Raw genomic sequence first — 26,437 nt, 5'->3', positions numbered from 1 at the left:
CTTGGGCGCACTATACCACTGTTAAACGGTAAAGTTAATGCACTACAAGAAGGGTTATTTCAATAATCTAGTGTTGCTTTTCGAATTTGTTAACTCGAAATGTATTTTCGAATGACTCTCATTACTTCTGTCGGTTTCTCGGCGTGTAACCAGTGACCAGTGCCAGCGATAATGTGTGCTTTAGCATGGTTAAATTGTCGCTTCACTGCCGGCTGATGTTCTGGCATTAAGTAGTCAGAGTCGCCGCCTTTGATAAATAAAGTTGGGATATCTGTTGGTGTGATTTCTTGCCAGCCAATAATTTGGTCATAATTCTCAAAAAGGCTCGGTACGTTAAACCGCCAATCCATCTTATCGCCATTTTTGTACAGTGATTTAGAGAGAAATTGTCTTACACCATCGAGTTCAATATGTTGAGCTAGGATATCCATGGCTTGCTGTCGATTTGCTGGTTTTTCATTAATAACAGCATGTAAGCCGTTAAAAACATTATCGTGACGGTTCGTAGTGTAGGCTACAGGCGCCATGTCGAGAACGACTAACTGCTTGACTACATTTGGAGCAATGTCCACAAGAGCCATCGCGACTTTTCCGCCCATGGAGTGACCAATAACAATAGATGGCTCAACGTTTAAGTGCTGAAGGAGCTGAGCCACATCTTTTGCCATATCGGTATAGTTATGGACTTCGGAGTGGAAAGAGAGGCCGTGATTTCTCAGATCAATACTGATCACCGTGTGATCTTTAATAAGATCGCGGGCGAGTAGACCCAGATTACTTAAACTACCAAACAATCCGTGAATCAAAACAACTGTTTGGCCTTGGCCTTCCTGCTTATAGTTGAGTAATGCTGACATTTTATCTTATTCGTGATGGGTTTAACGTGGAGTATCCGCGTGGATCTCGTTATAATCCCCCAGAGTTTAAACATTGAGAATGTGAAAAGCGAATGAAAACAATTGAGGTTGATGAGGATCTATACCGTTATATAGCTAGTCAAACTAAGCATATCGGTGAAAGCGCCTCGGATATTTTGCGACGCCTTTTAAACCTTGATGGTCAGTTGCAGGAAGCTAAAGCCGCGCCTGTAGTAGAGAAGCCACAAGGGATTGTAGTAAGTAAAGATGCGGGTAAAACGGAATCTGTTGATGTAGTGAAAGAAATGCGTTCGCTGCTTATTTCTGATGAGTTTGCCGGTCTAAAAAAAGCGATTGATCGCTTTATGTTGGTATTATCGACCTTACATAAATTGAATCCAGAAGGTTTCGCCCAGGCTACGAATGTAAAAGGACGCAAACGCGTGTACTTTGCAGATAATGAAGAAACCTTGCTAGCAAACGGTAATACGACCAAGCCAAAAGCCATTCCTGGCACACCGTTTTGGGTTATCACGAATAACAATACAAGTCGTAAAAGACAGATGGTTGAACAAGTGATGGCACACATGGGGTTCCAACCTGACTTAATAGAAAAAGTAACAGGTTCAATCTAAGAAACCTGATAGAAGCCTCATAATGCGTCGCAGTGAGCGGATATTATGAGGCTTTTTTAATTTTATTTGTATTTAAAGAAAGGATGTCAAACATGGCTATGCACCCTCGTGCTGGGCAAAAAGCGCAGCAGGAAGATCTTCACAATATCCCAGCACTCGTTGCTAACTACTTCTTACTTCAACCAGACGCGGCAAACGCAGAACACAAAGTTCAATTTGGTACTTCTGGCCACCGCGGTACTGCAGACAAGCACACTTTTAACGAAAACCACATTTTAGCGATCGCTCAAGCGGTAGCAGAAGTTCGTGCTGAGCAAGGCACAACTGGCCCGTTGTTTGTGGGTAAAGACACGCATGCGCTATCTGAGCCTGCTTTTTCAAGTGTGATTGAAGTATTGATTGCAAATGGTGTGAAAGTGATTGTCCAGCAAGACAACGGTTACACGCCAACACCGGGTATTTCACACGCGATTCTGACTTACAACATCAAACACGATGAAAAAGCAGACGGTATCGTTATTACCCCATCACATAACCCACCACAAGACGGCGGAATCAAATACAATCCGACACATGGTGGTCCTGCAGAAGCTGAGTTGACTCAAGCTATCGAAGATCGTGCGAACGAATTGATTGCTGAAGGTTTACAAGGTGTTAAACGCCTACCACTAGCAGAAGCAAAAGCATCGGATCTGTTTGTAGAGATGGACTTGGTGAAGCCATACATTGATGACCTGGTGAACGTTATCGATATGGAAGCAATCCAAAAAGCGAACCTGAAGATTGGTGTAGATCCATTGGGTGGCAGCGGTATCGATTACTGGCGTCAAATTGGTCAGGCATACAACCTAGACCTAACGCTAGTAAGTGAATCGATCGATCCTTCTTTCCAATTCATGTCGCTAGATAAAGACGGCGTTGTGCGTATGGACTGTTCTTCTCCTTACGCAATGGCGGGTCTATTGGCACTGAAAGACGAATACGATTTAGCATTTGGTAACGATCCTGACTACGACCGTCACGGTATCGTTACGCCAAAAGGTTTGATGAACCCGAACCACTTCTTAGCCGTTTGTATTGACTACTTGTACCGTCATCGTGACGCGTGGGGTAAAGACGTCGCTGTTGGTAAAACACTAGTTTCAAGTGCGCTGATTGATCGTGTTGTTGCGGATCTAGGTCGTGAGCTATGTGAAGTGCCTGTTGGTTTCAAATGGTTTGTAGACGGTCTGTACACTGGTAAGTTTGGTTTCGGCGGCGAAGAAAGTGCTGGTGCGTCTTTCCTTCGTAAAGATGGCACGCCTTGGTCAACAGACAAAGATGGCATCTTGCTATGCCTTCTAGCAGCAGAGATCACTGCGGTAACGGGTAAGAACCCTCAAGATTACTATGAAGAGCTAGCGGCGAAGCACGGTGAGTCGAAGTACAACCGTATTCAAGCTGTAGCAAATGGCCCACAAAAAGACGTATTGAAGAAGTTGTCACCAGAAATGGTTGCGGCTGAAACTCTAGCAGGTGATGCTATCACTGCTCGTCTAACGCATGCACCAGGCAATGGTGCTGCGATTGGCGGCCTTAAAGTAACGACAGCTAACGGTTGGTTCGCTGCTCGTCCATCAGGCACAGAGGACATCTACAAGATTTACTGTGAAAGCTTCAAAGGTGAAGAACATCTGAAACAAATCGAAGCAGAAGCACAAGAGATCGTTAATCAAGTGTTTGCAGCCGCTGGTTTGTAAAACATCCAATGGTCAATGTATCTAGCAAAAGGTTGATGTGAAAACATCAACCCTTTCATGTTTAAGTGCCCCGAACAGCTTTATCTCCGGGCCATGAATCTGGTACCACAAACCAGAATTGACCGTCTTCCGTTTGTGCGTGTATGAATCGATCTAAAGGCTTTTCAATAGGTTGAGAGAAATCGTCTGTACCGGTCGCCCAGCATGGTTTATGTAAATGATAAAGGGGTTTACTAATTAAATCCCATTGACTTTGATAGCACCAGTAACCACTAATCTGACTTGGATTTAATTCATAACCCAAGCACTCCTTAGGAGTTGGCTCTGGAGTAAACGGATTAATATAGAGTCGTCCTTGCATCATTAGGCGCTCTTCTGGAGAGTCGTTTAAAGGAATTATTTTTTGAAATTCCGGGCGATCGCTCATTTTCAGTTGATGCGTGAGCATTCTATCCAATTTCGCATGTAACTGGTCGTGAGCATTCGGGCCATACCAAATGCCGTTGTAAAGAAGATAAAACTTAATCGCCACTTCCCAATGTTCTATCTGATTTGATTCTGTATTCCTCAACACCAAATCGACAGCACCAATGGTCTTACCTTCAGCGTCGTTTAACTGAATTTCTTCGGCAATAATCTGATATCGTTCTGAATTAGAAAGAGCCGCAGTGCATAGGTGCTGATATAAAAAACCCAGTCTCGGATTACCATTGTATTGTTCTGAGCTATTCAAAGGTTTGACCGAGACATCTTCTAAGGTAGCAAACGGAGGGCGTAACTTGAAAAGCGGAGGTGAAGTGGCGATCCATTGGTAAAAGCGTTGCAGTTGGTTCATCCGTATCCCTAAATTTATGGTGAGGCGACAAGCTTTGTTATTGTAACTAAATTTGCTTTTGAGGGTAGGGTGGCTAGCATCGATATTAGGGTTCGAGATACACTTCAAAGACCTAAATGATATCAAGGTGCCAGATGTCAAAACGTTGTTGTATCAACTAGGTTGCACTCTTTCGTCTGATTCCATCGAGAGGTTATTTAGGTTTACATGCGCTAGAAATTGGAAGTAATAATGAATAACTTAAAGCTAGAACAGATTCTTAATGACAAACTGTCACCGCAGTTAATTAAAGATTACGCACCAAATGGGTTACAGGTAGAAGGGAAATCAGCGGTAAAGCGTGTTATCACTGGCGTAACCGCCTCTCAAGCCTTAATCGATAAAGCGATTGAGCTTAATGCAGACGCATTACTTGTTCATCATGGCTATTTTTGGAAAGGTGAGCCTGAGCCAATTCGTGGCATGAAAGGTAAACGAATTCGTAGCCTGATCAAAAATGATATCAACTTATATGGTTATCACCTTCCTCTAGATATTCATCCAGAGCTAGGCAACAACGCTGAATTAGCTCGCTTACTTGAAATCGAAGTAGAAGGTGGGCTTGAAGGGCACCCTCAGTCAGTTGCTATGTTTGGGTGCTTGAAAAAGCCGATGTCTGGTGTTGAATTTGCGAGTAAGATCAACCAAGTTCTTGATAGAGAGCCTCTGCATATCGCTCCAGAGAATACCGATAAGATGATTGAGACAGTCGGCTGGTGCACTGGTGGAGGGCAGGATTTCATTGAACTTGCTGTACAGCACGGGCTGGATGCATTTATCTCTGGAGAAATTTCAGAGCGCACCACTTATACCGCTCGTGAAATGGACATTCATTACTTTGCTGCAGGTCATCATGCTACTGAGCGTTATGGTGTTCAGGCCTTAGGCAAATGGCTAGCGGATGAATACGGCCTACATGTGGAGTTTATCGATATAGATAATCCGGTTTAACGTTCGCTATTCGTAACGTTAAGTGCTGAAAAGAAAAAGGGTTGAGACGAAAATCTCAACCCTTTTGTTTGTCTATCTTCGTACTAAAAGATCATTCACGTTCGTGAAGTGGAGAAAACTCACGTTGTGTTTCGCCAGTGTATAGCTGACGAGGACGACCAATGCGGTTCAGTGGATCGCTATGCATTTCGTTCCAGTGAGCAATCCAGCCGATGGTACGAGAAATCGCGAAGATAACCGTAAACATAGAAACTGGAATACCAATCGCTTTAAGAATGATACCTGAGTAGAAGTCTACGTTCGGGTACAGCTTCTTAGACACGAAGTACTCATCAGAAAGCGCAATGCGCTCAAGTTCCATTGCAACGTCTAGCAGAGGGTCTTGAATGTTTAGCTCTTTGAGAACTTCATGACACGTTTCGCGCATTACTGTCGCACGTGGGTCGTAGTTCTTGTAAACGCGGTGACCAAAGCCCATTAAGCGGAATGGGTCATCTTTGTCTTTCGCGCGGTCTACATATTCAGGGATGTTATCGACGCTGCCAATCTCTTCTAGCATTCTCAAGCAGGCTTCGTTTGCGCCACCGTGAGCAGGCCCCCAAAGGGATGCAATACCAGCGGCAATACATGCAAACGGGTTCGCACCAGAAGAGCCAGCTAGGCGAACAGTTGATGTCGACGCATTCTGTTCGTGATCCGCGTGTAGAGTGAAAATCTTATCCATCGCACGGGCAACCACAGGATTTACTTCATACTCTTCGCAAGGGTTTGCGAACATCATATGCAAGAAGTTCTCTGCGTAGCTAAGGTCGTTACGAGGGTAAATAAATGGCTGACCGATAGAGTATTTGTAACACATCGCCGCCAGTGTTGGCATTTTTGACAGCAGACGGTACGCTGCAATTTCGCGGTGTTCGTCGTTGTTAATGTCAAGAGAGTCGTGATAGAAGGCTGCAAGTGCTCCAACTACACCACACATTACCGCCATTGGATGAGCATCGCGTCGGAAGCCATGGAAAAAGCTTGCGATTTGCTCGTGTACCATTGTGTGACGAGTAACGGTCGTTTTGAATTGCTCGTATTGTTCTCGGGTAGGGGCTTCACCATAAAGAAGGATGTAACATACTTCTAAGTAATCTGCGTTATTGGCTAATTGATCAATCGGGAAACCGCGGTGCAAAAGAATACCTTTGCCGCCATCGATGTACGTGATTGATGATTCACAAGATGCAGTGGCAAGAAAACCTGGGTCAAAAGTAAAGTAACCATTGGCTCCCAGCTTACGAACGTCAATTACAGGTGTACCTAGCGTACCGTCCATAATTGGCAGTTCGATTGGCGCTTGACCTTCAACATGAAGGGTCGCTTTCTTATCCGCCATAACAATCTCCTTTGTTTATTATTTAATCCGTCCAGGATGTTTATGTGCCATTTTTGTACTGTTGTTAAAGCTTAAAGTCAATTTTTCTCCATCTTTGTGTGCACTTGTTATGATTTTTCTCATGAAAATCGTTAAAAATCTGTTCTATGTAGCATAATTTGTTACACCAATTGTATTAGAATGTTGCTCGCCGTATATTGGCAAAGAAAATTTTAGTTAAATCCTTATAAATTCGGGACTAGAAACAAAGAGTGAGGTTTGTTGCTGGATTCCGTTTGTTAACAACTTGTTTACAATTATCTGAGTGGTTACTCGCGATATTTGTTAAATAGATGTTAACTTTTGTACGTTTGGAAGCTGAAATTGGTTATAACAATAAATGCTCAATGGAGCTGAGTGAGCAAGCCCGTGAAAGAAAGAAAGTCAAGACCTGTTAATTTAGATTTACAGACCATCCACTTTCCTATCACAGCAATCGCATCCATCCTACACCGTGTGTCTGGGGTAATTACGTTTGTTGCGGTGGGTATATTACTGTGGTTACTATCCATTTCTCTGTCATCCCCAATGGGTTTTATGGAAGCCGCTGACATCGTCGATAGCTTCTTCGTAAAATTCATCCTGTGGGGAATTCTTACTGCACTTGCCTACCACATCGCAGGTGGTATCCGTCACTTATTGATGGATCTAGGTCACTTTGAAGAACTAGATTCAGGCACGATGAGCGCTAAAGTCGCGTTTGGTGCAACAGCAGTATTATCATTATTGGCGGGGATCTTGGTATGGTAAAACACGTATCTTCATTTGGTCGTAATGGTGTACACGATTTCCTACTAATTCGTGCAACTGCAATCATTATGACGCTATACACGATTTATCTGATTAGCTTCTGTGCATTTTCAGATATCTCTTACGCATCTTGGACCCAATTCTTTGGTGGTACCTTCACTAAAGTATTCACCATGTTGGCACTTGTCTCGATCCTGATTCACGCTTGGGTTGGTTTGTGGCAAGTATTAACTGATTACATTAAGTGCGCGAAACTACGTGGCGCACTACAACTTGGTGTTATTGCCGTGCTATTCGGCTATGTCTTCTCTGGTCTATTTATTCTGTGGGGTGCGTAAGTGTCTATTCCAGTTCGTGAGTTTGATGCCGTAGTAATCGGCGCTGGTGGTGCAGGTATGCGCGCTGCACTACAAATTTCAGAGCAAGGCCTATCATGTGCTTTGTTGTCAAAAGTATTTCCAACACGTTCTCATACTGTGTCTGCACAGGGCGGCATTACCGTTGCTCTGGGTAACTCGCACAAAGACGATTGGCAATGGCACATGTACGATACCGTTAAAGGTTCCGACTACATCGGTGACCAGAACGCGATTGAATACATGTGTAAAAATGGTCCTGAGTCAGTTATCGAGCTTGAAAAAATGGGTCTTCCATTCTCTCGTTTTGATAACGGTACCATATACCAACGTCCATTCGGTGGCCAATCTAAAGAGTTTGGTGGTGAGCAGGCTGCTCGTACAGCCGCTGCTGCAGACCGTACTGGTCACGCACTTCTTCACACGCTTTACCAGCAAAACGTAAAACACAAAACAACCATCTTCTCGGAGTGGTACGCTTTGGATCTTGTGAAAAACCAAGACGGCGCAATCATGGGTTGTACTGCGATTTGTATGGAAACGGGTGAAATCTGTTACTTCAAATCGAAAGCAACCATTCTAGCTACAGGTGGTGCAGGTCGTATTTACGCATCGACCACTAACGCGCACATCAACACGGGTGATGGCGTTGGTATGGCACTTCGCGCAGGCGTTCCAATGCAAGACATGGAAATGTGGCAGTTCCACCCAACAGGTATTGCTGGCGCGGGTGTTCTAGTGACGGAAGGTTGTCGTGGTGAAGGTGGTTACCTTCTAAATAAAGATGGTGAACGCTTCATGGAGCGCTACGCACCAAACGCGAAAGACCTTGCTGGTCGTGACGTGGTTGCTCGTTCAATGATGATTGAAATTCGTGAAGGCCGCGGCTGTGATGGTCCTTGGGGTCCACATATCAAGTTGAAACTTGATCACCTTGGTAAAGAAGTACTTGAATCACGTCTACCAGGTATCTGTGAACTGTCTCGTACATTTGCACACGTTGACCCAGTGAAAGAGCCAATTCCAGTAATTCCAACTTGTCACTACATGATGGGTGGTGTACCTACTCAAGTCTCTGGCCAAGCAATTAAGCAGAAGGCCGACGGTAGCGAGATGGAAGTACAAGGCCTTTACGCATGTGGTGAGATTGCTTCTGTATCGGTACACGGTGCTAACCGTCTGGGCGGCAACTCATTACTAGACTTGGTCGTATTTGGTCGTGCTACTGGCTTGCACCTTGGCGAAACGCTAGCAGCGCAAGCAGAAGCTCGTCCTGCAACAGAATCTGATATTGAAGCGTCTCTAGCGCGTACTATGCGTTGGGAAAACAGCACTGGTGGTGAAGATCCAGTTCAGATTCGTAAAGACCTACAAGCATGCATGCAAAACAGCTTCTCGGTATTCCGTGAAGGCGATGCGATGGCAACCGGTCTAGAAGAGTTGAAAGTGATTCGCGAACGTTTGAAAGATGCGCATCTAGCGGACAAGTCTTCAGAGTTCAACACGCAGCGTATTGAGTGTCTAGAACTTGATAACCTGATGGAAACCGCGTTTTCAACTGCCGTTGCAGCAAACTACCGTACAGAGAGTCGTGGCGCACATGCTCGTTTCGATTTCCCTGAGCGTGATGATGAGAACTGGCTATGCCACTCTATCTACAATCCGGAAACAGAAGCGATGACTAAGCGTGATGTGAACATGACGCCAACGCATCGTGAAGCTTTCCCGCCGAAAGTACGTACATACTAAAGGGAGGATACGACTATGAAATTAAACTTCTCTTTATACCGTTACAATCCGGATGTGGATACCAAGCCTTACATGAAAGAGTATACCCTTGAGGTAGACGAAGGCTCAGACATGATGGTGCTTGATGCATTGATTCTGCTAAAAGAGCAAGATCCAAGCATCGCGTTCCGTCGCTCATGCCGTGAAGGGGTATGTGGTTCTGATGGTTTGAATATGAATGGTAAAAACGGCCTAGCGTGTATCACACCGTTATCTGCTCTACAAGGCGATAAGATAGTTATTCGTCCACTACCAGGGTTACCTGTCGTGCGCGATCTTATCGTTGACATGACGCAGTTCTATGATAACTATGCGAAAGTTAAACCATTCTTGATTGATGATGGTGCATTACCACCATCACGTGAGAACCTACAATCGCCTGATGATCGTGCGCATTTAGATGGATTGTACGAATGTATCATGTGTGCATGTTGTACAACGTCTTGCCCATCATTCTGGTGGAACCCTGATAAATTCATCGGCCCAGCTGGTCTTCTCGCAGCGTACCGTTGGCTAATTGATAGCCGCGATACGGCAACAGATGAACGTTTGTCTGATCTTGATGATGCATTTAGCGTTTTTCGTTGCCATGGCATCATGAATTGTGTAAGTGTTTGTCCTAAGGGATTAAATCCGACGAAAGCCATCGGTCACATTAAGTCGATGTTGGTTAATCGTTCGGTTTAATTTACTCGCTCTTAGGAATGTCGCAGTGTTGCGGATCACCCGATATGACCGCTTCACTGCTTCAGTAATATTCGAGTAAAGAATACAAAAATTGCCGACCGTATTTTTAGTCGGCTCTTATAGCTCGGCAAAGACCGAAGCAAACGTGAAAACTACTGGTTAAGGGAAAATATGCACAACGGCGTGATGAAGGCATGGCTCGAGTCTTCACACTTGGCTGGCGCCAATGCAACGTATGTAGAGGACCTCTACGAACTGTATCTAAGTGATCCCGATCTGGTAAGTGAGGAGTGGAAACGTGTTTTTGAAGGCTTGCCTAAGCCATCAGAAGAAGTGGCAGAACAACCACATTCACGTGTCCGTGACTACTTCCGACGACTCGCTAGAGAAACAAAGCATTACAATGTCCAAGTTAGTGACCCAGATGTCGATGCAAAACAAGTAAAAGTTCTACAGCTAATCAACGCATACCGTTTCCGCGGGCATGAAGCTGCAGAATTAGACCCACTAGGTCTATGGCAACGCCCAACAGTGGCGGAGTTAGACCCTGCTTTTCATAATCTTACCGAAGATGACTTCGAAGAAACTTTCAACGTAGGTTCTTTTGCTGTTGGGCAAGAAACCATGAAGTTGAAAGATATCTATGAAGCCCTCAACAAAACTTATTGCGGTTCCATCGGTGCTGAATACATGCACATGACTGACACAGAGCAAAAGCGTTGGATTCAGCAACGCCTTGAGTCTGTCGTAGGCCAGCCATCATTCAACAAAGATGAGAAGCGCACATTCCTAGAAGAGCTAACAGCCGCTGAAGGTTTGGAGCGTTACCTCGGGGCGAAATTCCCAGGTGCAAAACGTTTCTCTTTAGAAGGTGGTGATGCGCTGATTCCGATGACGAAAGAGTTGATCCGTCATGCGGGTACAAGTGGAATGCGTGAAGTGGTTATCGGTATGGCTCACCGCGGTCGTTTGAACATGCTGGTGAACGTACTTGGTAAGAAACCTCAAGACCTGTTTGATGAGTTCGCCGGTAAACACGACGAAACTTGGGGTACGGGTGATGTGAAATATCACCAAGGTTTCTCTGCTGATTTTGCGACTCCTGGCGGTGATGTTCACTTAGCACTTGCATTTAACCCGTCGCACCTAGAAATCGTAAACCCAGTAGTCATGGGCTCAGTTCGAGCACGTCAAGATCGCTTGGGTGATAATCAAGGTAGCAAAGTGCTTCCTATCACCATCCACGGTGATTCTGCAATCGCTGGTCAGGGTGTGGTTGCCGAAACGTTCAACATGTCTCTTGCTCGTGGGTTCCAAGTCGGTGGTACGGTACGTATCGTCATCAACAACCAAGTAGGCTTTACGACGTCTAATCCTCGTGACACGCGTTCTACGATGTACTGTACCGATATCGCGAAGATGGTGCAGGCGCCAATTTTCCATGTAAATGCAGATGACCCAGAAGCAGTTGCTTTTGTTACTCGCATTGCGTTGGATTACCGTAACGAGTTCAAGCGCGATGTCGTGATCGATCTTGTATGTTACCGTCGCCACGGCCACAATGAGGCGGATGAGCCAAATGCGACTCAGCCTTTGATGTACCAGAAAATCAAAAAGCATCCTACACCACGCAAATTGTATGCAGATGTTCTGATCGATAAAAATGAATCAGATATCGAGACAGCGACTCAGTTAGTCAATGAGTATCGCGATGCATTAGATCGCGGTGAAGTGGTTGTTAAAGAATGGCGTCCAATGGCGTTGCACTCTGTAGACTGGTCCCCTTACTTAGGGCACGAATGGGATATGGAGTGGGATTCAAAATACGACAAGACACGCCTTATTGAGCTAGGCAATCGTCTGTGTCAGTACCCAGAAAGCCATAAACTGCAAAGCCGTGTTAATAAGCTATACAACGATCGTCTAGCAATGATGACCGGTGAAAAAGCCATTGACTGGGGTATGGCTGAAACATTGGCGTATGCTACATTGGTTGACGATGGCAAGCGTATTCGTCTTTCTGGTCAGGACTCGGGTCGTGGTACTTTCTTCCACCGTCACTCGGTTCTTCATAACCAAACCGATGCAAGCACTTACATTCCATTAGCGAATATTCATGACAACCAAGGGCCATTCCAAGTCTTTGACTCAGTATTGTCAGAAGAAGCTGTGTTGGCGTTTGAATACGGTTACGCAACAGCCGAACCAGGTGGTTTAACTATCTGGGAAGCACAGTTTGGTGATTTTGCCAACGGTGCACAAGTTGTTATCGACCAGTTTATCTCGTCAGGCGAGCAAAAGTGGGCGCGTTTGTGCGGTCTTACTATGCTTCTACCTCATGGTTATGAAGGTCAAGGCCCTGAGCACTCATCTGCACGTTTAGAGCGTTACCTTCAGCTTTGTGCTGAGCAAAATATGCAGGTTGTGGTTCCTTCAACACCGGCTCAGGTGTACCACATGATTCGTCGTCAGGTTGTACGCCCAATGCGTCGACCTCTCATTGTTATGTCGCCGAAATCTTTGCTGCGCCACCCTCTATGTACTTCAACGATTGAAGACTTGGCGGATGGTACATTCCAATCTGCAATTCCAGAAGTAGATGATTTAGAACCAAGCAAAGTGAAACGTGTCGTGTTCTGTGCTGGTAAGGTTTACTTTGACCTACTAGAGCAGCGCCGTAACAACGAGCAAGACGATGTTGCTATCGTGCGTATTGAACAGCTTTACCCATTCCCAATGGAAGAAGTACAAGCAGCAATTGCTCAATACACTAACGTTGAAGACTTCGTGTGGTGTCAGGAAGAACCTCAGAACCAAGGTGCTTGGTACTGTAGCCAACATAACTTCCGTGCCGCTATTCCTGCAGGTGCAAATCTTAAATACGCAGGTCGCCCAGCTTCTGCTTCGCCAGCAGTTGGCTACATGTCGGTGCACTTGAAACAACAAAAAGCGTTGGTTGAAGACGCTCTGAACGTGAACTCAAAAACTTCGAATTAAGAATTAGAAGTTAAAGGAAGAAACAGATATGACAATTGAAATTCTGGTTCCAGATTTACCTGAATCAGTTGCTGACGCAACCGTAGCGACATGGCACAAACAACCAGGCGACGCAGTAGAGCGTGACGAGGTTTTGGTTGACATCGAAACAGACAAAGTTGTGCTAGAAGTTCCAGCTCCGGAAGCTGGCGTTTTAGAAGCTATTGTTGAAGCAGAAGGTGCGACAGTACTTTCTAAACAAATCATTGCTAAATTGAAGCCAGGCGCAGTTGCAGGTGAACCAACTGCAGACAAAACAGAAGGTACTGAAGCATCTCCTGATAAGCGTCACAAAGCTGCGCTTAGCGAAGAAAGTAATGACGCATTAAGCCCAGCAGTGCGCCGTTTGTTGGCTGAACATGGCTTAGAAGCAAGCCAAGTGAAAGGCACTGGTGTTGGTGGTCGTATTACGCGTGAAGATATTGAAGCGCATCTTGCGAACGCTAAATCTGCGTCAAAAGAAGACTCGCCAGCAGTGGTTGACGTGCCGGCAGCGGCTCGCAGTCAGAAGCGTGTTCCAATGACTCGCCTTCGTAAGACAGTCGCTAACCGTCTGCTAGAAGCGAAGAACAACACGGCAATGCTAACGACGTTTAACGAAGTGAACATGAAACCAATCATGGACCTTCGTAAGCAGTACAAAGATCAGTTCGAAGAGCGTCACGGTATTCGTTTGGGCTTCATGTCTTTCTACGTGAAAGCAGTAACAGAAGCGCTTAAGCGTTACCCAGAAGTAAATGCTTCGATTGATGGCGATGACATTGTTTACCACAACTACTTCGACATTAGCATGGCGGTATCAACTCCACGTGGTCTAGTTACACCTGTCCTAAAAGACTGTGACAAGCTTGGTTTCGCTGATGTTGAAAAAGGCATCAAAGAGCTGGCTATTAAAGGTCGTGATGGCAAGCTAACGGTAGACGAGCTAATGGGCGGTAACTTCACTATCACAAACGGTGGTGTGTTCGGTTCACTAATGTCTACACCAATCATCAACCCACCTCAATCAGCGATTCTTGGTATGCATAAGATCCAAGAGCGTCCGATGGCAGTGGATGGCAAAGTTGAAATCTTGCCGATGATGTACCTAGCGTTATCTTACGATCACCGCCTAATTGATGGTCGTGAATCAGTTGGCTTCCTAGTAACGATTAAAGAGTTACTAGAGGACCCAGCACGTCTCCTATTAGACGTTTAATATCGCTAAAACGTCTAGTTATCGTAGGTAGCTAGACGTTAAAAATTTCAATGGCTAGACTAGCTCAACGTTTGGCCTTCATTTGAATCCTTCAGTATGAGAACTCATGATGAAGGATTGATTTGAGAAGACCCTACAGACGTACAAGCAGCCAAGACTGCAGCGTTATGGAAATAATAAATCCCTTAAGGGAAAAACAAACGGAATATCGAAATGAATTTGCATGAATACCAAGCCAAACAGCTGTTTGCAGAATTCGGTTTGCCTGTGCCAGAAGGCTACGCGTGTGATACACCACAAGAAGCTTTTGAAGCCGCAGGCCGTATTAGTACAGCCAAGAAAGTAGTTAAATGTCAGGTTCACGCTGGTGGCCGTGGTAAAGCGGGTGGCGTAGAGCTACACGATACAAAAGAAGGCGTTAAAGAGTTTGCACAGAAGTGGTTAGGTAAAAACCTAGTGACTTACCAAACTGACGCTAACGGTCAGCCAGTAACAAAAATCCTTGTTGAAGAAGCTTCAAATATTGCGAACGAACTATACCTAGGTGCGGTAGTTGACCGTGCTAGCCGTAAGATCGTTTTCATGGCTTCTACCGAAGGTGGTGTGGAAATTGAAAAAGTTGCGGAAGAAACGCCGGAACTCATCCACAAAGCAGCAATTGACCCACTAGTAGGTCCACAAGCTTACCAAGGTCGTGAGCTAGCGTTCAAACTTGGTCTTGAAGGCGACCAAATCAAACAATTCGTTAAGATCTTTATGGGTCTTGGCACTATGTTTTCTCAGTACGATCTTGCTCTGCTAGAGATCAACCCACTTGTGATTACTGGTGAAGGCAACTTGCTATGTCTTGACGGTAAGATCAACATCGACTCAAACGCACTGTATCGTCAGCCTAAGCTTCGTGAAATGCACGATCCTTCACAAGAAGATGAGCGTGAAGCACACGCAGCTCAGTGGGAGCTGAACTACGTAGCACTAGACGGTAACGTTGGCTGTATGGTTAACGGTGCAGGCCTAGCAATGGGTACGATGGATATCGTAAACCTACACGGCGGCAAACCAGCTAACTTCTTAGATGTAGGTGGCGGCGCGACGAAAGAGCGTGTTGCTGAAGCATTCAAGATCATCCTATCTGATGACAATGTGAAAGCGGTACTTGTTAACATCTTCGGTGGTATTGTACGTTGTGACATGATCGCAGAAGGTATTATCGGCGCGGTTAAAGAGGTAGGCGTAAGCGTACCTGTTGTTGTTCGTCTTGAAGGCACTAACGCTGACCTAGGTCGCGAAGTTCTTGCTAATTCTGATGTTGATATCATTGCTGCTGAGTCGCTAACTGATGCTGCTCAGAAAGTTGTTGCTGCTGCGGAGGCTAAATAATGTCTGTATTAATTAACAAAGACACTAAAGTAATCTGTCAGGGTTTCACTGGTGGTCAAGGTACTTTCCACTCAGAGCAAGCTATCGCATACGGTACGCAAATGGTTGGTGGTGTGTCTCCAGGTAAAGGCGGCCAAACTCACCTAGGTCTACCTGTATTCAACACAGTACGCGAAGCAGTAGAAGCGACTGGCGCAACAGCGACAGTCATCTACGTACCAGCACCTTTCTGTAAAGATGCAATCCTAGAAGCGATTGACGCGGGTATCGAGCTAATCGTAACGATTACTGAAGGTATCCCTACTACAGATATGATCGACGTAAAAGTGAAGCTAGAAGAAACTGGCGTTCGCATGATCGGTCCTAACTGTCCGGGTGTTATCACTCCTGATGAGTGTAAGATCGGTATCATGCCTGGTCACATCCACAAGAAAGGCAAAGTAGGTATCGTATCTCGTAGCGGTACTCTAACTTACGAAGCAGTCAAACAAACCACTGACGAAGGTTTCGGCCAGTCTACTTGTGTTGGTATCGGTGGTGACCCAATCCCGGGTTCAAACTTCATTGATATCCTAAAACTGTTCCAAGAAGACCCTGAGACAGAAGCGATCGTTATGATCGGTGAGATCGGTGGTACTGCAGAAGAAGAAGCAGCAGCATACATTAAAGAAAATGTAACGAAGCCAGTGGTTTCTTACATTGCTGGTGTAACTGCACCTCCTGGTAAGCGTATGGGCCATGCTGGTGCGATTATCTCTGGTGGTAAAGGTACTGCTGAAGACAAATTTGCTGCACTAGAAGCGGCTGGCGTTAAAACTGTGAAATCTCTAGCAGAGATTGGCCAAGGTCTACGTGAAGTGACGGGTTGGTAATCGACCACACTACTTAATAAGTATTAAAAAGCCTGCGACTTCGCAGGCTTTTCTTTTTCCGTTTCCGTGGGTTTATGTTTGTTGTTAGCAAGGTCTTTCGCGTTTAATGCTCAATGCGATTATGCTTTGCTTTTAATCAGCTGGCTCAGCATAAATAAGGATGTTGCGCTGATCACTACAGAAGGGCCGGCCGGTGTATCGAAGTGCCATGATAGGCTAAGCCCCATCAGTACTGCCACTGAGCCAATAATAGATGCGAACAATGCCATTTGCTCTGGTGATGAAGAGACTTTACGTGCTGTTGCTGCTGGGATAATTAGGAGCGAAGTCATGATCAACGCGCCAACGAACTTCATACCTACTGCGATTACTACACCCACCATTAGCATTAACACCAATCGAACTAAGTCTGTATTCACGCCCTCAACAGCGGCAAGTTCTTCACTAACAGTGCTAGAAAGCAGTGGGCGCCAGAAGACGTACAAACACGCACTCACCGCAACAACACCTGCGTAAATAAACATCAGATCTTGTGGAGAGACGGCAAGTAAGTCCCCAAATAGGTAGCTCATTAAATCGACGCGCACGTTTTCCAAAAAGCTAACCGATACTAAACCGATAGAGAGTGCACTGTGTGCCAAGATACCTAACAACGTGTCTGTAGCCACAAGTTGTTGCTTTTGCAGAGTGACAAGCAAAACGGCCAGAGCTAAACAGCAGACGAGTAGCGCAAGGTAGAGATTTACGTTGAGCAAGAAGCCCAGCGCTAGGCCCATTAACGATGCATGAGCTAGGGTATCTCCGAAGTAAGCCATTTTACGCCAAACGACAAATGACCCAAGTGGACCGGCAATGATCGCGATACCAATACCAGCAAGAATAGAAGGTAGGAGAAACTCAATCATGATGGTGATGTCCGTGTTTATGGTGGGAGCATGATATCGCATCACCGCTTACTGGCGTTCCGGATAAATCGTGATGATGGTGCTCATGGTCGTGATGATAAAACGCGAGAGACTCTCTCGCTGCATTGCCAAATAGTGCGATGTAAGAAGGGTGCTGAGTAATAGTGGCAGGTGAACCTGAGCAGCAAACATGGTGATGCAGACAAATAACATCGTCCGTTTTCGCCATCACTAAATGTAAGTCATGCGACACCATAAATACGCCACAATCAAAGCGGTGACGAATGCTCTCAATTAAGTCATAGAGATCGATTTGACCTTGGATATCCACACCCTGAGCTGGTTCGTCTAATACCAACAGCTGAGGACGCTGAAGCAGAGCGCGCGCCAGTAACACTCGTTGGTTTTCACCACCGGATAAGCGATGCATATTACTATTAAGTAAATGTTCAGCGCCAACAAGCCTTAATGCATCAATGCACTCCTGCTTACTGTATTTTCCTGCTAAATTTAGGAAGCGGGTTACATTCAATGGAAGGGAGTCATTGAGCTTCAACTTTTGAGGAACGTAACCAATTTTCAGTTTTCTTTGTCGGTTCAACTTGCCGCTAGTTGGCTTTTGAAGACCTAAGATAACTTTGACTAACGTTGATTTTCCCGCTCCATTGGGACCAATTAGGGTAGTTATTTTGCCCTTTTCTAATTCCATACTAATGTTATCGAGAACTCTGCGGCCATCGAACTCGACGCATAACTGCTCAAGATGGACTAAGGAAGACATGAATGAAACTCATTTGCAAATCAATAATGTTATAATGTAACATTATCTCACTTTCCACGCCATATCCCAAGTAAAACTATGAAAAGAGCATTAATTCTTGCTGCCTCAGCAATGTTAACACTTCCAGCACAGGCAGTAACGGTACTGACGAGTATCAAACCTATTCAGTTGTTAGTAACAGAGCTTACTCAAGGAGTAACTTCACCAGACGTGCTATTGCAGTCTAACACATCACCCCATGACTATGCTTTGCGTCCATCGGATGTTAAAAAGGTCGCTTCGGCTGATTTGGTTATTTGGTACGGACATGATCTTGAACCGTTTCTAGAGAAAGTTGTTTCGGATAGATCGAATACTTTGACTATTAGTCAAATTCCAAATCTAGAATTGCGTGAATTTGATAGTGAGCACAACCATGACCATGATGGGCACGATCATGGCTCACATGATCCGCACTTTTGGCTAGGTGTAAGCCAAGCACAACAAGTGGCCAAGGCTGTTGTGAATCAACTTGTATCACTTGATCCGGAAAATGCAGCTCAATATCAAGCGAACCTCAAAAAGTTTGAACTCGAGCTAAAAGACACTGACCAACAGATAAAGCAGAAGCTGGCACCAGTAAAAAACAAAGGTTACTTTGTATTCCATGATGCTTACGGTTATTTCGAAGATCGTTATGAACTAAATCAAATGGGGCATTTTACTGTGAGCCCAGAACGAAAGCCAGGAGCGAAGACCTTAATTCAAATTCGTCAAAAGCTAAGTGGTGGAGATGTGGCTTGTGTATTTTCTGAACCTCAGTTTACCCCGGCTGTCGTTCAGAGCGTAATGAGAGGCAGTGACGTCGCTAAAGGCGAGCTTGACCCGTTAGGGAGTACAATTGAAGCAAAACCTGGCAGTTACTTTACTTTTCTCAACAATATGGCGAATAGTTTTGAGCAATGCTTGAACAAAAAGTCAGATTAAGTGCTGTCGTAATGTAGGAGTAGTCTTTTTAACGTGATCCAGTAGTAAGAATTACAACCTTTGGTAAGGCGAGCCTTTTCTCAGAAAGTAATTGAGATATCATTACCAATAATTATCAGCTCAAAATAACCGTATCAATCCATGCTTTACAAACGATGAACGGTCACTTTCCGAGCACAAATTGATACAAAAGGTTTTCGTCTTGCTACGCCAATTAGCCCTTGCTCTGTTGGGCTTTGTCTTATCCTACCAAGCATTTGCGCTTCATAATGCAAATGCAATCTTTTACCCTTTGCCAACTCAGGCAAAGGGTACTTTTATCGCGGCTAAAAAGTTGTTCTTGGGTGAAAAGGGCGGTTTGTGGATTCATGACGTACACGGACGAGTCCTGTTTTACGATGGTCAAACTATATTACCTAAATCAGGTAGCTTCCTACAAACGTCGGCTAAGCAGTTGGCTTATCATAAAGGTGCTTTTTGGACCTTTATTGAAAATGAGGTCTATCGAACCTATCCAAATCAGGAACGACGTTTAGTCTTTAGTTTAAATCCAGGCTCACAAATAAGAAAAATAGGGTCTTCAAAGAACTATATTTGGGTGAGTGATGGCGCGCATTTCTATACCTACAATATCGACACTAGCGAATTAAACTCTTTCTCTCTATTGCAGCTCTATCAACATAGTAATAATAGCTACGTTTACATTAATGATGCGGTGCTAGTTGAAACGAAGTGGGCACTAGCAACGACTTCCGGCTTCTATCTTTCTGAAGGTGATAAGTTTGACCATGTCGCTGCCTCAGGTCAAAACTACATTGAGAAAGTCTATTATTCACACACGCGAAGAGAAATTTTGATAGGTACATTGCGTGGCGCTTTAATTTTCAACATTTACCAGCCTGATAAAGAAGTGATTAGAATTGGCGGCTCACATGTTTTGACATTCGCAGAGACAAATCAAGAGTATTGGGTGGGGACAGAGCATGGCCTTTATTTGTACTCATTTTTTTCAGGTGAGGTCACCGAAGTCGCGCCTGCAAGTTTTCTTGAGTTAGAGTTAGACAACACGAAGATTTATTCGTTGTTGAGCGACAATATAGGAGGGATGTGGATTGCGACTAACCAAGGTATTCGTTATTACTCGCTATTTAGTAAAAAATTTGAACGAGTGACCTTTAGTAGTTATGACTCACACACCCTATCAGGACGAATTCGGCAAACTATTGAAGGTCCTGATGGTGCGCTTTGGTTTGCTGATGACCGAAAGATTTATCGTTCAGGAAAGAGTGGGATTAACCAAGTCTTAGAGTTGGAGTCGCAGATCAATGAATTTGCGTTTCAAAACGGCATGCTTTGGCTTGCAACCTCAAAAGGGCTGGAAATATTTGATCTAAATGGTCTCAACAAGATTACATTTCCTTATTTACAGGTTATGGCCGGACATGCCGTAGAGCATGTGACCGTTGATGGTGATGACCGTCTTTGGGTATCAAGCGGATACCATCTTTACAATGTTGATACTGCTGCACAAAGCGTACGAAACTTTGGAAGTGAGTGGCTAGTAAGTCAGTATTTGCCTGCTAAGGTTACGCGCCTATATGATATTGAAGATGCCCTATTAATAGGCACCGATCATGGCGTATACCAATACAGTAATGACAACATCCAGTTTATCCGTTTTTCAGAAAAGTTTGGTGAATCATTAGACATGACCACGGCGGTTGATGGCAGCCAGTGGTTTGCTTCATCTTATGGTGTGTTTAAAACTGATACACGAAGCGATGAAAAACGTGTTGTTGAAATGAGTGAACCCAACGCCAGACCTGCTTGCTTGATCAGAGACAGGCAAGGTGTATGGTTAGCTTCCTCTGTCGGTTTAAGCTATTACCACCTTTCGGGTGAGTTAGTGAAACATTACTCATCGTCATCAGGCTTAATGAACAATGAGTTCCTCCCTGGTATTTGTAGCGTTATACAGCAGACAGAAATTGGTGAGCGAGAGCTTGTTCTGGGGTCGAAGTACGGACTCGTAAAAGCAGAAGCATCCAAGCTGCTTGTATCTAATCCCCCAGAGTCTAAGTTTATTGTTAGCCAAGTTGTGCTTGAAAATGAAGTTCTGCAAGTTGGTAGTGCCGATCTGAATGGGCTCACACTGCCATATGGATCTTCGCTGAGTTTTTTATTCGGTGTGATGCCAAAACCAGACAGTCAAAATTTGTACTATCGATTGAACAACGATGACCCATGGCAAACGTTAGAGGGGGGCCAACTGACACTCGAGCACCTTAGTTCCGGTGAATATCACTTGCAGGTCAGTAATGCGTCTCAAGTTGCCGCTGGAGTCGTTGGTTTAGAATCTCACTTTATCGTCCTTCATCCTTGGTATCTATCGCGATTTGCTATTTTAGGCTTTGTCGTAGCTAGTATTGCGGTCGTCGCATTACTTGTTTTCTGGCGCTCTCGCTACGTTGTACAGGCTAACCGTGATCTAGCAGCTCAAGTGACTCTCAAAACGAATCAGTTAAGACATCAAAGTAGAGTGTTGCTTACGAGCAACCAGCAATTACGTAAACAGATTCAAGTTAGAAACCTACTCGTAGACCATGTAGCTCTATCCATAAAATCAAGCGTCGACTTTATTGTGGCGAAACTACCTATGCCTCTGGACACTGCGACAGAGGATCATTTGGCTAAAACGAATTGGCAGTTAAATGAACTCAAAAGCGTTCCAAGTGATGTAAGTGGTGGGAGTCAGAACTACGACTTGAGTCAGATAACTCAGTCAGTGGTTGATGTATGGCAAGATGACTTTGCAAAAGCGGGTATTTTGGTAGAGCTAGAAGATGAGAGCAAGCAGAGCCGGGTTGCTCTGGAAAGTTTTAATCTTGATGTTATTTTCAATAGCATTTTTGCCAATATCATCAAGCGCTCTTTCCGAGGTCAAACGGTTAGAATTATGCTAGAAAAGGGGCATGATATTGTGTCATTGAGCTTTCTTGATTACGGGACGCAATTACCTAATAAAGTCGTGACTGGGCTTCCATCTAACTTAAATCACTCTGAGTTGAGTATTGACCACCTTGCCCAACTAGTGACAACGAGTGGTGGTTATTTGGCTGTCTTCTCTTCTGATGCTCAAAACAAAGTCGAGATTACATGGCCATCTGCGAAGGAAAGGAGTTATCTGGATGAACCGCAGCAAGAACTCAATCCTGTAACTATTGCAGAAGATCAAGTCACACCAGAGAAAGAGTGGTTGCAAAAAGTCTATCAATTAGTGGCAGAGCATTACCATGATCCTGAATTTGGCACTGCGTCAGCCGCTAAAATGCTGTATATGTCTGAACGCTCTTTGCAGAGACGTTTTAAATCTGCCTCGTCAAGAACGTTAAAAGACTATGTCACAGAGGTTCGTTTGGAAACGGCGTGTGAAAAGTTATTGGCGGGTGAGAAAATCAGTGAAGTCGCCTTTAACTCTGGCTTTAATGATCCATCTTACTTTAGCCAAAAGTTTAAGCTGCATTTTGGTTTGCCCCCATCCAAGTTTGCTTTGACTCAAGAAAGCCAAGAAATTAACTAGAAAACCTTCATTATACGCTCCCTAGTTAATAGTTAAGATGCTGGGGAGCTGCATACAGTGCTCTATTATTGCTGCAGTTGCTAACGCAGTAAGTTTCATTGTTTCTTCATCACATCTAGCCTACAAATCCATTCTCAACACGTAAGCACGATCACGTTCTATCTGTTAGTCGCGATGTTCATAGCAATAAGCATAAATGGCTTCAAGAGAATGATTTACTGATAGTTGCAACAAATAAATGACAGTTGTATTGCTGTATCAAAAGAGCGTTGTTCATTTGGGGGAGTGATGGCATGCGACATTCGTGAAAACGAAAACTGTGTTGAAAAGATGGATAAGGTAAAGAAGTTTTGAAAGAGGTGAAAAAAATATCGTGGTATAGCCGGGGGGACTATACCACGGGTGTCAAGGACACCTTCGCTTGCTGCCGGAGTGACATGTTGCCATGCCACCTCTGGAATTTATTAGAGAGGTTGCCCTCTCGATGGAGTAACTATACGAGAGGTTACTTATTTTTCTTATAAAAATAACGCCATGTTTATATGAGAAAAGCGACAACGTTTTGTTTTTTAATTAACCCACTGTTTTAATTTGCATTTTTTGTTTTCTATCTTGGTTTGTGACATTTTTGTTTCGTTAGGTGTCATTTTTAATTGTTAATTTTGACGTAAATAACGAGAGGAAATTTACGAAGTTAACGTTTGAAAGCGTGAAAACATTTACGGAATCTTTGATTTCACACAAGGATTGAAGGGGTATAGGGGAGTAATATTGGCAACCTAAACTTATTAAATAATAATATTTCTCATTAGCAATACTCTTAAGGGCCACTATGAAGTTATCAGAGATTAATCCTGGCGATACGGTGACGATTCGGTTGTTAGATGGTCTTTCATCAGATATCAGAAAGAAACTCATGGTAATGGGGCTGCTTCCCAATACAGAAGTCAAAGTGATTCGACGTGCGCCAATGGGCGATCCTTTACAAGTCGAAGTCCGTGGTGTGTCTGTCGCATTGCGAGAAACAATTGCTCAGAAAATTGAAGTGGAGCGAGTGTAATGCAATATCAAGTGCTAACCGTAGGTAACCCTAATAGTGGTAAAACGACGCTATTTAATGGTTTAACTGGCGCAAAACAGCAAGTTGGTAACTGGGCAGGCGTCACGGTTGAAAAGAAAACGGGACAATTCAAGCATGCTGGGGATGAGTTTTTGCTCACTGACCTTCCGGGTATTTACTCATTAGACAGTGGTAATGATAGTAATAGTATTGATGAATCCATCGCATCGCGTGCGGTTCTAACTCATCCTGCTGATCTCATTATTAACGTGGTGGATGCTACAAGTTTAGAGCGCAGCTTATATATGACGCTGCAACTTCGCGAACTTGGTCGCCCTATGATTGTTGTCCTCAACAAGATGGATGCGCTAAAGCGTGAACGTCAGATGATTAACGTTGCAGAGCTTGAGAAAACGTTAGGTTGTCCGGTTGTCAGTTTATCTGCAACCAATAAAACTCAAGTGGCAGAGTTTAAAGAAAAGCTCCATAAATCCATCGTTCAAGGAGTGCCACTTAAAGAATTGTCTTTGCATTATGGTGAGAAGATGGAGTCGGCAATTCAAACGGTTTCCGCACTTTTTAACGACCAAACCGTCGCTCATCGTGCACTAGCGATTCGTGCGCTTGAAAAAGACACAATGGTGCTCAATAGTCTTTCTGATATTGATAGAAGCAAAGTCTTGGAAGTCATTACGACGTTAGATTTGGATATCGATTTGCATGTCGCGGATACTAAGTACACGCATCTGCATGAACAGTGTAAAAAAGTTCGCCGAAGCGAAGGCAAGTTAAGTCGTAGTGTGACTGAAAGACTCGACCAGTTTATTTTGAACAAGTGGATTGGAATTCCTTTCTTCTTTGTTGTTATGTACCTGATGTTTATGTTCTCGATTAACATCGGTAGTGCATTTATCGACTTTTTTGACATTGGTGTGGGCGCATTGTTGGTTGATGGTGGGCATCACTTGTTAGACGGTCATTTGCCTGTGTGGTTAGTGACGGTTCTTGCTGATGGTATCGGTGGTGGTATCCAGACGGTTGCAACCTTCATTCCGGTTATCGCGTGTTTGTACCTGTTCCTAGCGGTACTTGAGAGCTCAGGTTACATGGCTCGTGCAGCATTCGTACTAGATAAAGTGATGCAGAAGATCGGCCTACCGGGCAAAGCATTTGTACCGTTGGTTCTTGGTTTTGGCTGTAACGTTCCGTCAATCATGGCAACTCGTACTCTAGACCAAGAACGTGAGCGTAAACTGGCTGCATCTATGGCGCCATTTATGTCATGTGGTGCTCGTCTGCCTGTATACGCGCTATTCGCTGCGGCATTCTTCCCAGGTTCTGGCCAGAACATTGTATTCGCACTTTACCTACTTGGTATTGTGGCAGCGATCTTCACAGGTCTTTTCCTTAAGCACACGCTTTACCCAGGTAGCAGCGATAGCCTAGTGATGGAAATGCCAGATTACGAGCTTCCGACGCTACAAAACGTGGTGATCAAAACTTGGCAAAAGCTAAAGCGCTTTGTACTTGGTGCAGGTAAAACCATCGTTATCGTTGTTGCTATTCTGAGTTTCTTCAACTCATTGGGTACTGATGGCAGTTTTGGTAATGAAGACAGCGAAAACTCGGTGCTTTCTAAAGCTGCGCAAGTTGTAACTCCAGTATTCGCGCCAATCGGTGTTCAAGAAGATAACTGGCCAGCGACGGTAGGTATCATTACTGGTATCTTCGCAAAAGAGGCGGTAGTTGGTACGCTTAACAGTCTATACACGACGCCAAGTGACGGTGAAGACGCAGAATTTGATCTAATGGGCAGCCTAGAAGAGGCAGTAATGAGTATCCCTGAAAACTTAGCCGGTTTGAGCTACTCAGATCCACTAGGTATTGAAGTGGGTGACTTAACTGACTCAAATGCCGTTGCCGAAGAACAAGAAGTCGATGCTTCTATCTTCGGTAACATTAAATCGCAGTTTGCTTCTGGCAATGCCGCATTTGCTTACCTAATCTTTATCCTACTGTACACTCCTTGTGTGGCGGCGATGGGTGCTTACGTACGTGAGTTTGGTCATAAGTTCGCACGCTTTATCGCGGTTTGGACAATGGGCTTGGCTTACCTATGTGCGACGTTCTACAACCAATTGACGCATTTCGCAGATAGCCCAGTAACAAGTGGTATTTGGATGGCTGTGATCGTAGCTATCTTCTTTGGCACATACCGTGTGTTCAAACAAGTTGGTAAGAAACAAAACGGTGCATTAGAGGCGCAAGTAGCATGATTTTAAAAGAGCTTTATCAATACATTGCAGACAAAGGAACCGTCTCCCAGTCAGATCTGGCTAAACAGTTTGGGATGAGTGAAGATGGCGCCGACGCGATGTTAAACGTGTGGATTAAGAAGGGCAAAATTAGCCGCCTAGTCGACACTAATAAAGCTCATGACGTGACTCGTGTTCGCTACTCAGTGACTAAACAAGATGGTTTGTCTCTGACAGTCACCATGTAGCGACTATCAAAATTAGTCACCTAAAAATTATCACGTAAAAACGACAAAGCCGCATCAGCAATGATGCGGCTTTTATTTTGCTGGTTATTGTTTGTGAAT

Annotated in this window: 21 protein-coding genes; 16 read left to right on the top strand and 5 right to left on the bottom strand. The window is 44.5% G+C overall.

The window, feature by feature from the left end; all coding sequences use genetic code 11:
• Window positions 1-89: 89 nt before the first annotated feature.
• Window positions 90-857 carry an alpha/beta fold hydrolase gene (locus R7Q11_RS15805; protein ID WP_017819953.1) on the bottom strand — a complete coding sequence of 256 codons (768 nt, stop codon included), beginning with the start codon at window positions 855-857 and terminating at the stop codon, window positions 90-92.
• Window positions 858-949: 92 nt separating this feature from the next.
• Between R7Q11_RS15805 and seqA the strand changes: the two genes are divergently transcribed.
• Together seqA and pgm are read left to right on the top strand one after the other, a co-directional pair.
• Window positions 950-1,492 (top strand): replication initiation negative regulator SeqA, encoded by a 543-nt coding sequence (seqA, locus tag R7Q11_RS15800; protein ID WP_005382149.1) that lies wholly within the window; start codon window positions 950-952, stop codon window positions 1,490-1,492.
• A 92-nt stretch (window positions 1,493-1,584) separates the two neighbouring features.
• Complete coding sequence (gene pgm / locus R7Q11_RS15795) at window positions 1,585-3,231, top strand: phosphoglucomutase (alpha-D-glucose-1,6-bisphosphate-dependent) (RefSeq protein ID WP_025766986.1); 1,647 nt, start codon at window positions 1,585-1,587, stop codon at window positions 3,229-3,231.
• Window positions 3,232-3,292: 61 nt separating this feature from the next.
• Here the strand turns inward: pgm and R7Q11_RS15790 are convergent, their stop codons facing one another.
• The gene (locus R7Q11_RS15790) at window positions 3,293-4,066 is read right to left on the bottom strand and encodes a DUF1853 family protein (protein ID WP_213915115.1); all 774 of its coding nucleotides are present in this window, start codon (window positions 4,064-4,066) and stop codon (window positions 3,293-3,295) included.
• A 231-nt stretch (window positions 4,067-4,297) separates the two neighbouring features.
• Between R7Q11_RS15790 and R7Q11_RS15785 the strand changes: the two genes are divergently transcribed.
• Window positions 4,298-5,056: a Nif3-like dinuclear metal center hexameric protein gene (locus tag R7Q11_RS15785; protein ID WP_225466565.1), complete on the top strand. Its 759-nt coding sequence runs from the start codon at window positions 4,298-4,300 to the stop codon at window positions 5,054-5,056.
• Window positions 5,057-5,147: 91 nt separating this feature from the next.
• On the opposite strand, the gene R7Q11_RS15780 is transcribed toward R7Q11_RS15785, so the two are convergent.
• Window positions 5,148-6,437, bottom strand: coding sequence for a citrate synthase (locus R7Q11_RS15780; protein WP_005382163.1), 1,290 nt, complete (start codon window positions 6,435-6,437; stop codon window positions 5,148-5,150).
• A 396-nt stretch (window positions 6,438-6,833) separates the two neighbouring features.
• Here R7Q11_RS15780 and sdhC point away from each other — a divergent pair, with 396 nt between their 5' ends.
• The 8 genes from sdhC (at window position 6,834) to sucD (ending at window position 16,543) form a co-directional block, all read left to right on the top strand.
• On the top strand, window positions 6,834-7,226 hold the full coding sequence (gene sdhC, locus R7Q11_RS15775; RefSeq protein ID WP_017634811.1) for a succinate dehydrogenase cytochrome b556 subunit: 393 nt from the start codon (window positions 6,834-6,836) through the stop codon (window positions 7,224-7,226).
• Entirely contained in the window at window positions 7,220-7,564 is a 345-nt protein-coding gene (gene sdhD / locus R7Q11_RS15770; protein ID WP_005382169.1) for a succinate dehydrogenase, hydrophobic membrane anchor protein, read from the top strand. Before sdhC ends, sdhD begins: the two co-directional genes overlap by 7 nt.
• The gene (sdhA, locus tag R7Q11_RS15765; RefSeq protein ID WP_005382172.1) at window positions 7,565-9,331 is read left to right on the top strand and encodes a succinate dehydrogenase flavoprotein subunit; all 1,767 of its coding nucleotides are present in this window, start codon (window positions 7,565-7,567) and stop codon (window positions 9,329-9,331) included. It abuts the gene before it with no gap.
• 15 nt (window positions 9,332-9,346) lie between these two features.
• Window positions 9,347-10,057, top strand: coding sequence for a succinate dehydrogenase iron-sulfur subunit (locus R7Q11_RS15760; protein WP_005382174.1), 711 nt, complete (start codon window positions 9,347-9,349; stop codon window positions 10,055-10,057).
• Window positions 10,058-10,228: 171 nt separating this feature from the next.
• Window positions 10,229-13,054, top strand: coding sequence for a 2-oxoglutarate dehydrogenase E1 component (sucA, locus tag R7Q11_RS15755; protein WP_005382176.1), 2,826 nt, complete (start codon window positions 10,229-10,231; stop codon window positions 13,052-13,054).
• 28 nt (window positions 13,055-13,082) lie between these two features.
• Window positions 13,083-14,291: a 2-oxoglutarate dehydrogenase complex dihydrolipoyllysine-residue succinyltransferase gene (gene odhB, locus R7Q11_RS15750; protein WP_005382177.1), complete on the top strand. Its 1,209-nt coding sequence runs from the start codon at window positions 13,083-13,085 to the stop codon at window positions 14,289-14,291.
• Window positions 14,292-14,504: 213 nt separating this feature from the next.
• On the top strand, window positions 14,505-15,671 hold the full coding sequence (gene sucC / locus R7Q11_RS15745) for an ADP-forming succinate--CoA ligase subunit beta (protein WP_005382179.1): 1,167 nt from the start codon (window positions 14,505-14,507) through the stop codon (window positions 15,669-15,671).
• Window positions 15,671-16,543: a succinate--CoA ligase subunit alpha gene (sucD, locus tag R7Q11_RS15740; protein ID WP_005382181.1), complete on the top strand. Its 873-nt coding sequence runs from the start codon at window positions 15,671-15,673 to the stop codon at window positions 16,541-16,543. The genes sucC and sucD overlap by 1 nt, the downstream gene beginning before the upstream one ends.
• Window positions 16,544-16,662: 119 nt before the next feature.
• Here the strand turns inward: sucD and znuB are convergent, their stop codons facing one another.
• Together znuB and znuC are read right to left on the bottom strand one after the other, a co-directional pair.
• The gene (gene znuB / locus R7Q11_RS15735) at window positions 16,663-17,448 is read right to left on the bottom strand and encodes a zinc ABC transporter permease subunit ZnuB (RefSeq protein ID WP_005382183.1); all 786 of its coding nucleotides are present in this window, start codon (window positions 17,446-17,448) and stop codon (window positions 16,663-16,665) included.
• A complete protein-coding gene (gene znuC, locus R7Q11_RS15730) occupies window positions 17,441-18,229 on the bottom strand; it encodes a zinc ABC transporter ATP-binding protein ZnuC (protein ID WP_017634809.1) in 789 nt (262 codons plus the stop codon). The genes znuB and znuC overlap by 8 nt, the downstream gene beginning before the upstream one ends.
• 78 nt (window positions 18,230-18,307) lie before the next feature.
• Between znuC and znuA the strand changes: the two genes are divergently transcribed.
• The 5 genes from znuA (at window position 18,308) to R7Q11_RS15705 (ending at window position 26,338) form a co-directional block, all read left to right on the top strand.
• Window positions 18,308-19,195 (top strand): zinc ABC transporter substrate-binding protein ZnuA, encoded by an 888-nt coding sequence (znuA, locus tag R7Q11_RS15725; RefSeq protein WP_033906913.1) that lies wholly within the window; start codon window positions 18,308-18,310, stop codon window positions 19,193-19,195.
• Window positions 19,196-19,397: 202 nt separating this feature from the next.
• Window positions 19,398-22,775, top strand: a complete 3,378-nt coding sequence (locus R7Q11_RS15720) for an AraC family transcriptional regulator (protein WP_225466564.1) — start codon at window positions 19,398-19,400, stop codon at window positions 22,773-22,775.
• Between the two features lie 832 nt (window positions 22,776-23,607).
• Window positions 23,608-23,835 carry a ferrous iron transport protein A gene (locus tag R7Q11_RS15715; protein WP_005382190.1) on the top strand — a complete coding sequence of 76 codons (228 nt, stop codon included), beginning with the start codon at window positions 23,608-23,610 and terminating at the stop codon, window positions 23,833-23,835.
• Window positions 23,835-26,111 (top strand): Fe(2+) transporter permease subunit FeoB, encoded by a 2,277-nt coding sequence (gene feoB / locus R7Q11_RS15710; protein ID WP_033906911.1) that lies wholly within the window; start codon window positions 23,835-23,837, stop codon window positions 26,109-26,111. Before R7Q11_RS15715 ends, feoB begins: the two co-directional genes overlap by 1 nt.
• Window positions 26,108-26,338: a FeoC-like transcriptional regulator gene (locus R7Q11_RS15705; protein WP_005382192.1), complete on the top strand. Its 231-nt coding sequence runs from the start codon at window positions 26,108-26,110 to the stop codon at window positions 26,336-26,338. Before feoB ends, R7Q11_RS15705 begins: the two co-directional genes overlap by 4 nt.
• Window positions 26,339-26,437: the final 99 nt, after the last annotated feature.

The sequence above is a fragment of the Vibrio sp. 970 genome, from assembly GCF_033339075.1.
The sequence above is the reverse complement of the archived record's forward strand: the minus strand, read 5'-3'. Positions and strand labels throughout refer to the sequence as shown.

Bases quoted from the DNA above. Each gene is read 5' to 3' on its own strand.
- sucA (WP_005382176.1), top strand. From the start codon at position 10,229: ATGCACAACGGCGTGATGAAGGCATGGCTCGAGTCTTCACACTTGGCT.
- feoB (WP_033906911.1), top strand. From the start codon at position 23,835: ATGCAATATCAAGTGCTAACCGTAGGTAACCCTAATAGTGGTAAAACG.
- sucC (WP_005382179.1), top strand. From the start codon at position 14,505: ATGAATTTGCATGAATACCAAGCCAAACAGCTGTTTGCAGAATTCGGT.
- znuB (WP_005382183.1), bottom strand. From the start codon at position 17,448: ATGATTGAGTTTCTCCTACCTTCTATTCTTGCTGGTATTGGTATCGCG.
- znuA (WP_033906913.1), top strand. From the start codon at position 18,308: ATGAAAAGAGCATTAATTCTTGCTGCCTCAGCAATGTTAACACTTCCA.
- pgm (WP_025766986.1), top strand. From the start codon at position 1,585: ATGGCTATGCACCCTCGTGCTGGGCAAAAAGCGCAGCAGGAAGATCTT.
- R7Q11_RS15715 (WP_005382190.1), top strand. From the start codon at position 23,608: ATGAAGTTATCAGAGATTAATCCTGGCGATACGGTGACGATTCGGTTG.
- R7Q11_RS15760 (WP_005382174.1), top strand. From the start codon at position 9,347: ATGAAATTAAACTTCTCTTTATACCGTTACAATCCGGATGTGGATACC.
- znuC (WP_017634809.1), bottom strand. From the start codon at position 18,229: ATGTCTTCCTTAGTCCATCTTGAGCAGTTATGCGTCGAGTTCGATGGC.
- sdhD (WP_005382169.1), top strand. From the start codon at position 7,220: ATGGTAAAACACGTATCTTCATTTGGTCGTAATGGTGTACACGATTTC.
- R7Q11_RS15785 (WP_225466565.1), top strand. From the start codon at position 4,298: ATGAATAACTTAAAGCTAGAACAGATTCTTAATGACAAACTGTCACCG.
- R7Q11_RS15790 (WP_213915115.1), bottom strand. From the start codon at position 4,066: ATGAACCAACTGCAACGCTTTTACCAATGGATCGCCACTTCACCTCCG.
- R7Q11_RS15705 (WP_005382192.1), top strand. From the start codon at position 26,108: ATGATTTTAAAAGAGCTTTATCAATACATTGCAGACAAAGGAACCGTC.
- sucD (WP_005382181.1), top strand. From the start codon at position 15,671: ATGTCTGTATTAATTAACAAAGACACTAAAGTAATCTGTCAGGGTTTC.
- R7Q11_RS15780 (WP_005382163.1), bottom strand. From the start codon at position 6,437: ATGGCGGATAAGAAAGCGACCCTTCATGTTGAAGGTCAAGCGCCAATC.
- seqA (WP_005382149.1), top strand. From the start codon at position 950: ATGAAAACAATTGAGGTTGATGAGGATCTATACCGTTATATAGCTAGT.
- odhB (WP_005382177.1), top strand. From the start codon at position 13,083: ATGACAATTGAAATTCTGGTTCCAGATTTACCTGAATCAGTTGCTGAC.
- R7Q11_RS15805 (WP_017819953.1), bottom strand. From the start codon at position 857: ATGTCAGCATTACTCAACTATAAGCAGGAAGGCCAAGGCCAAACAGTT.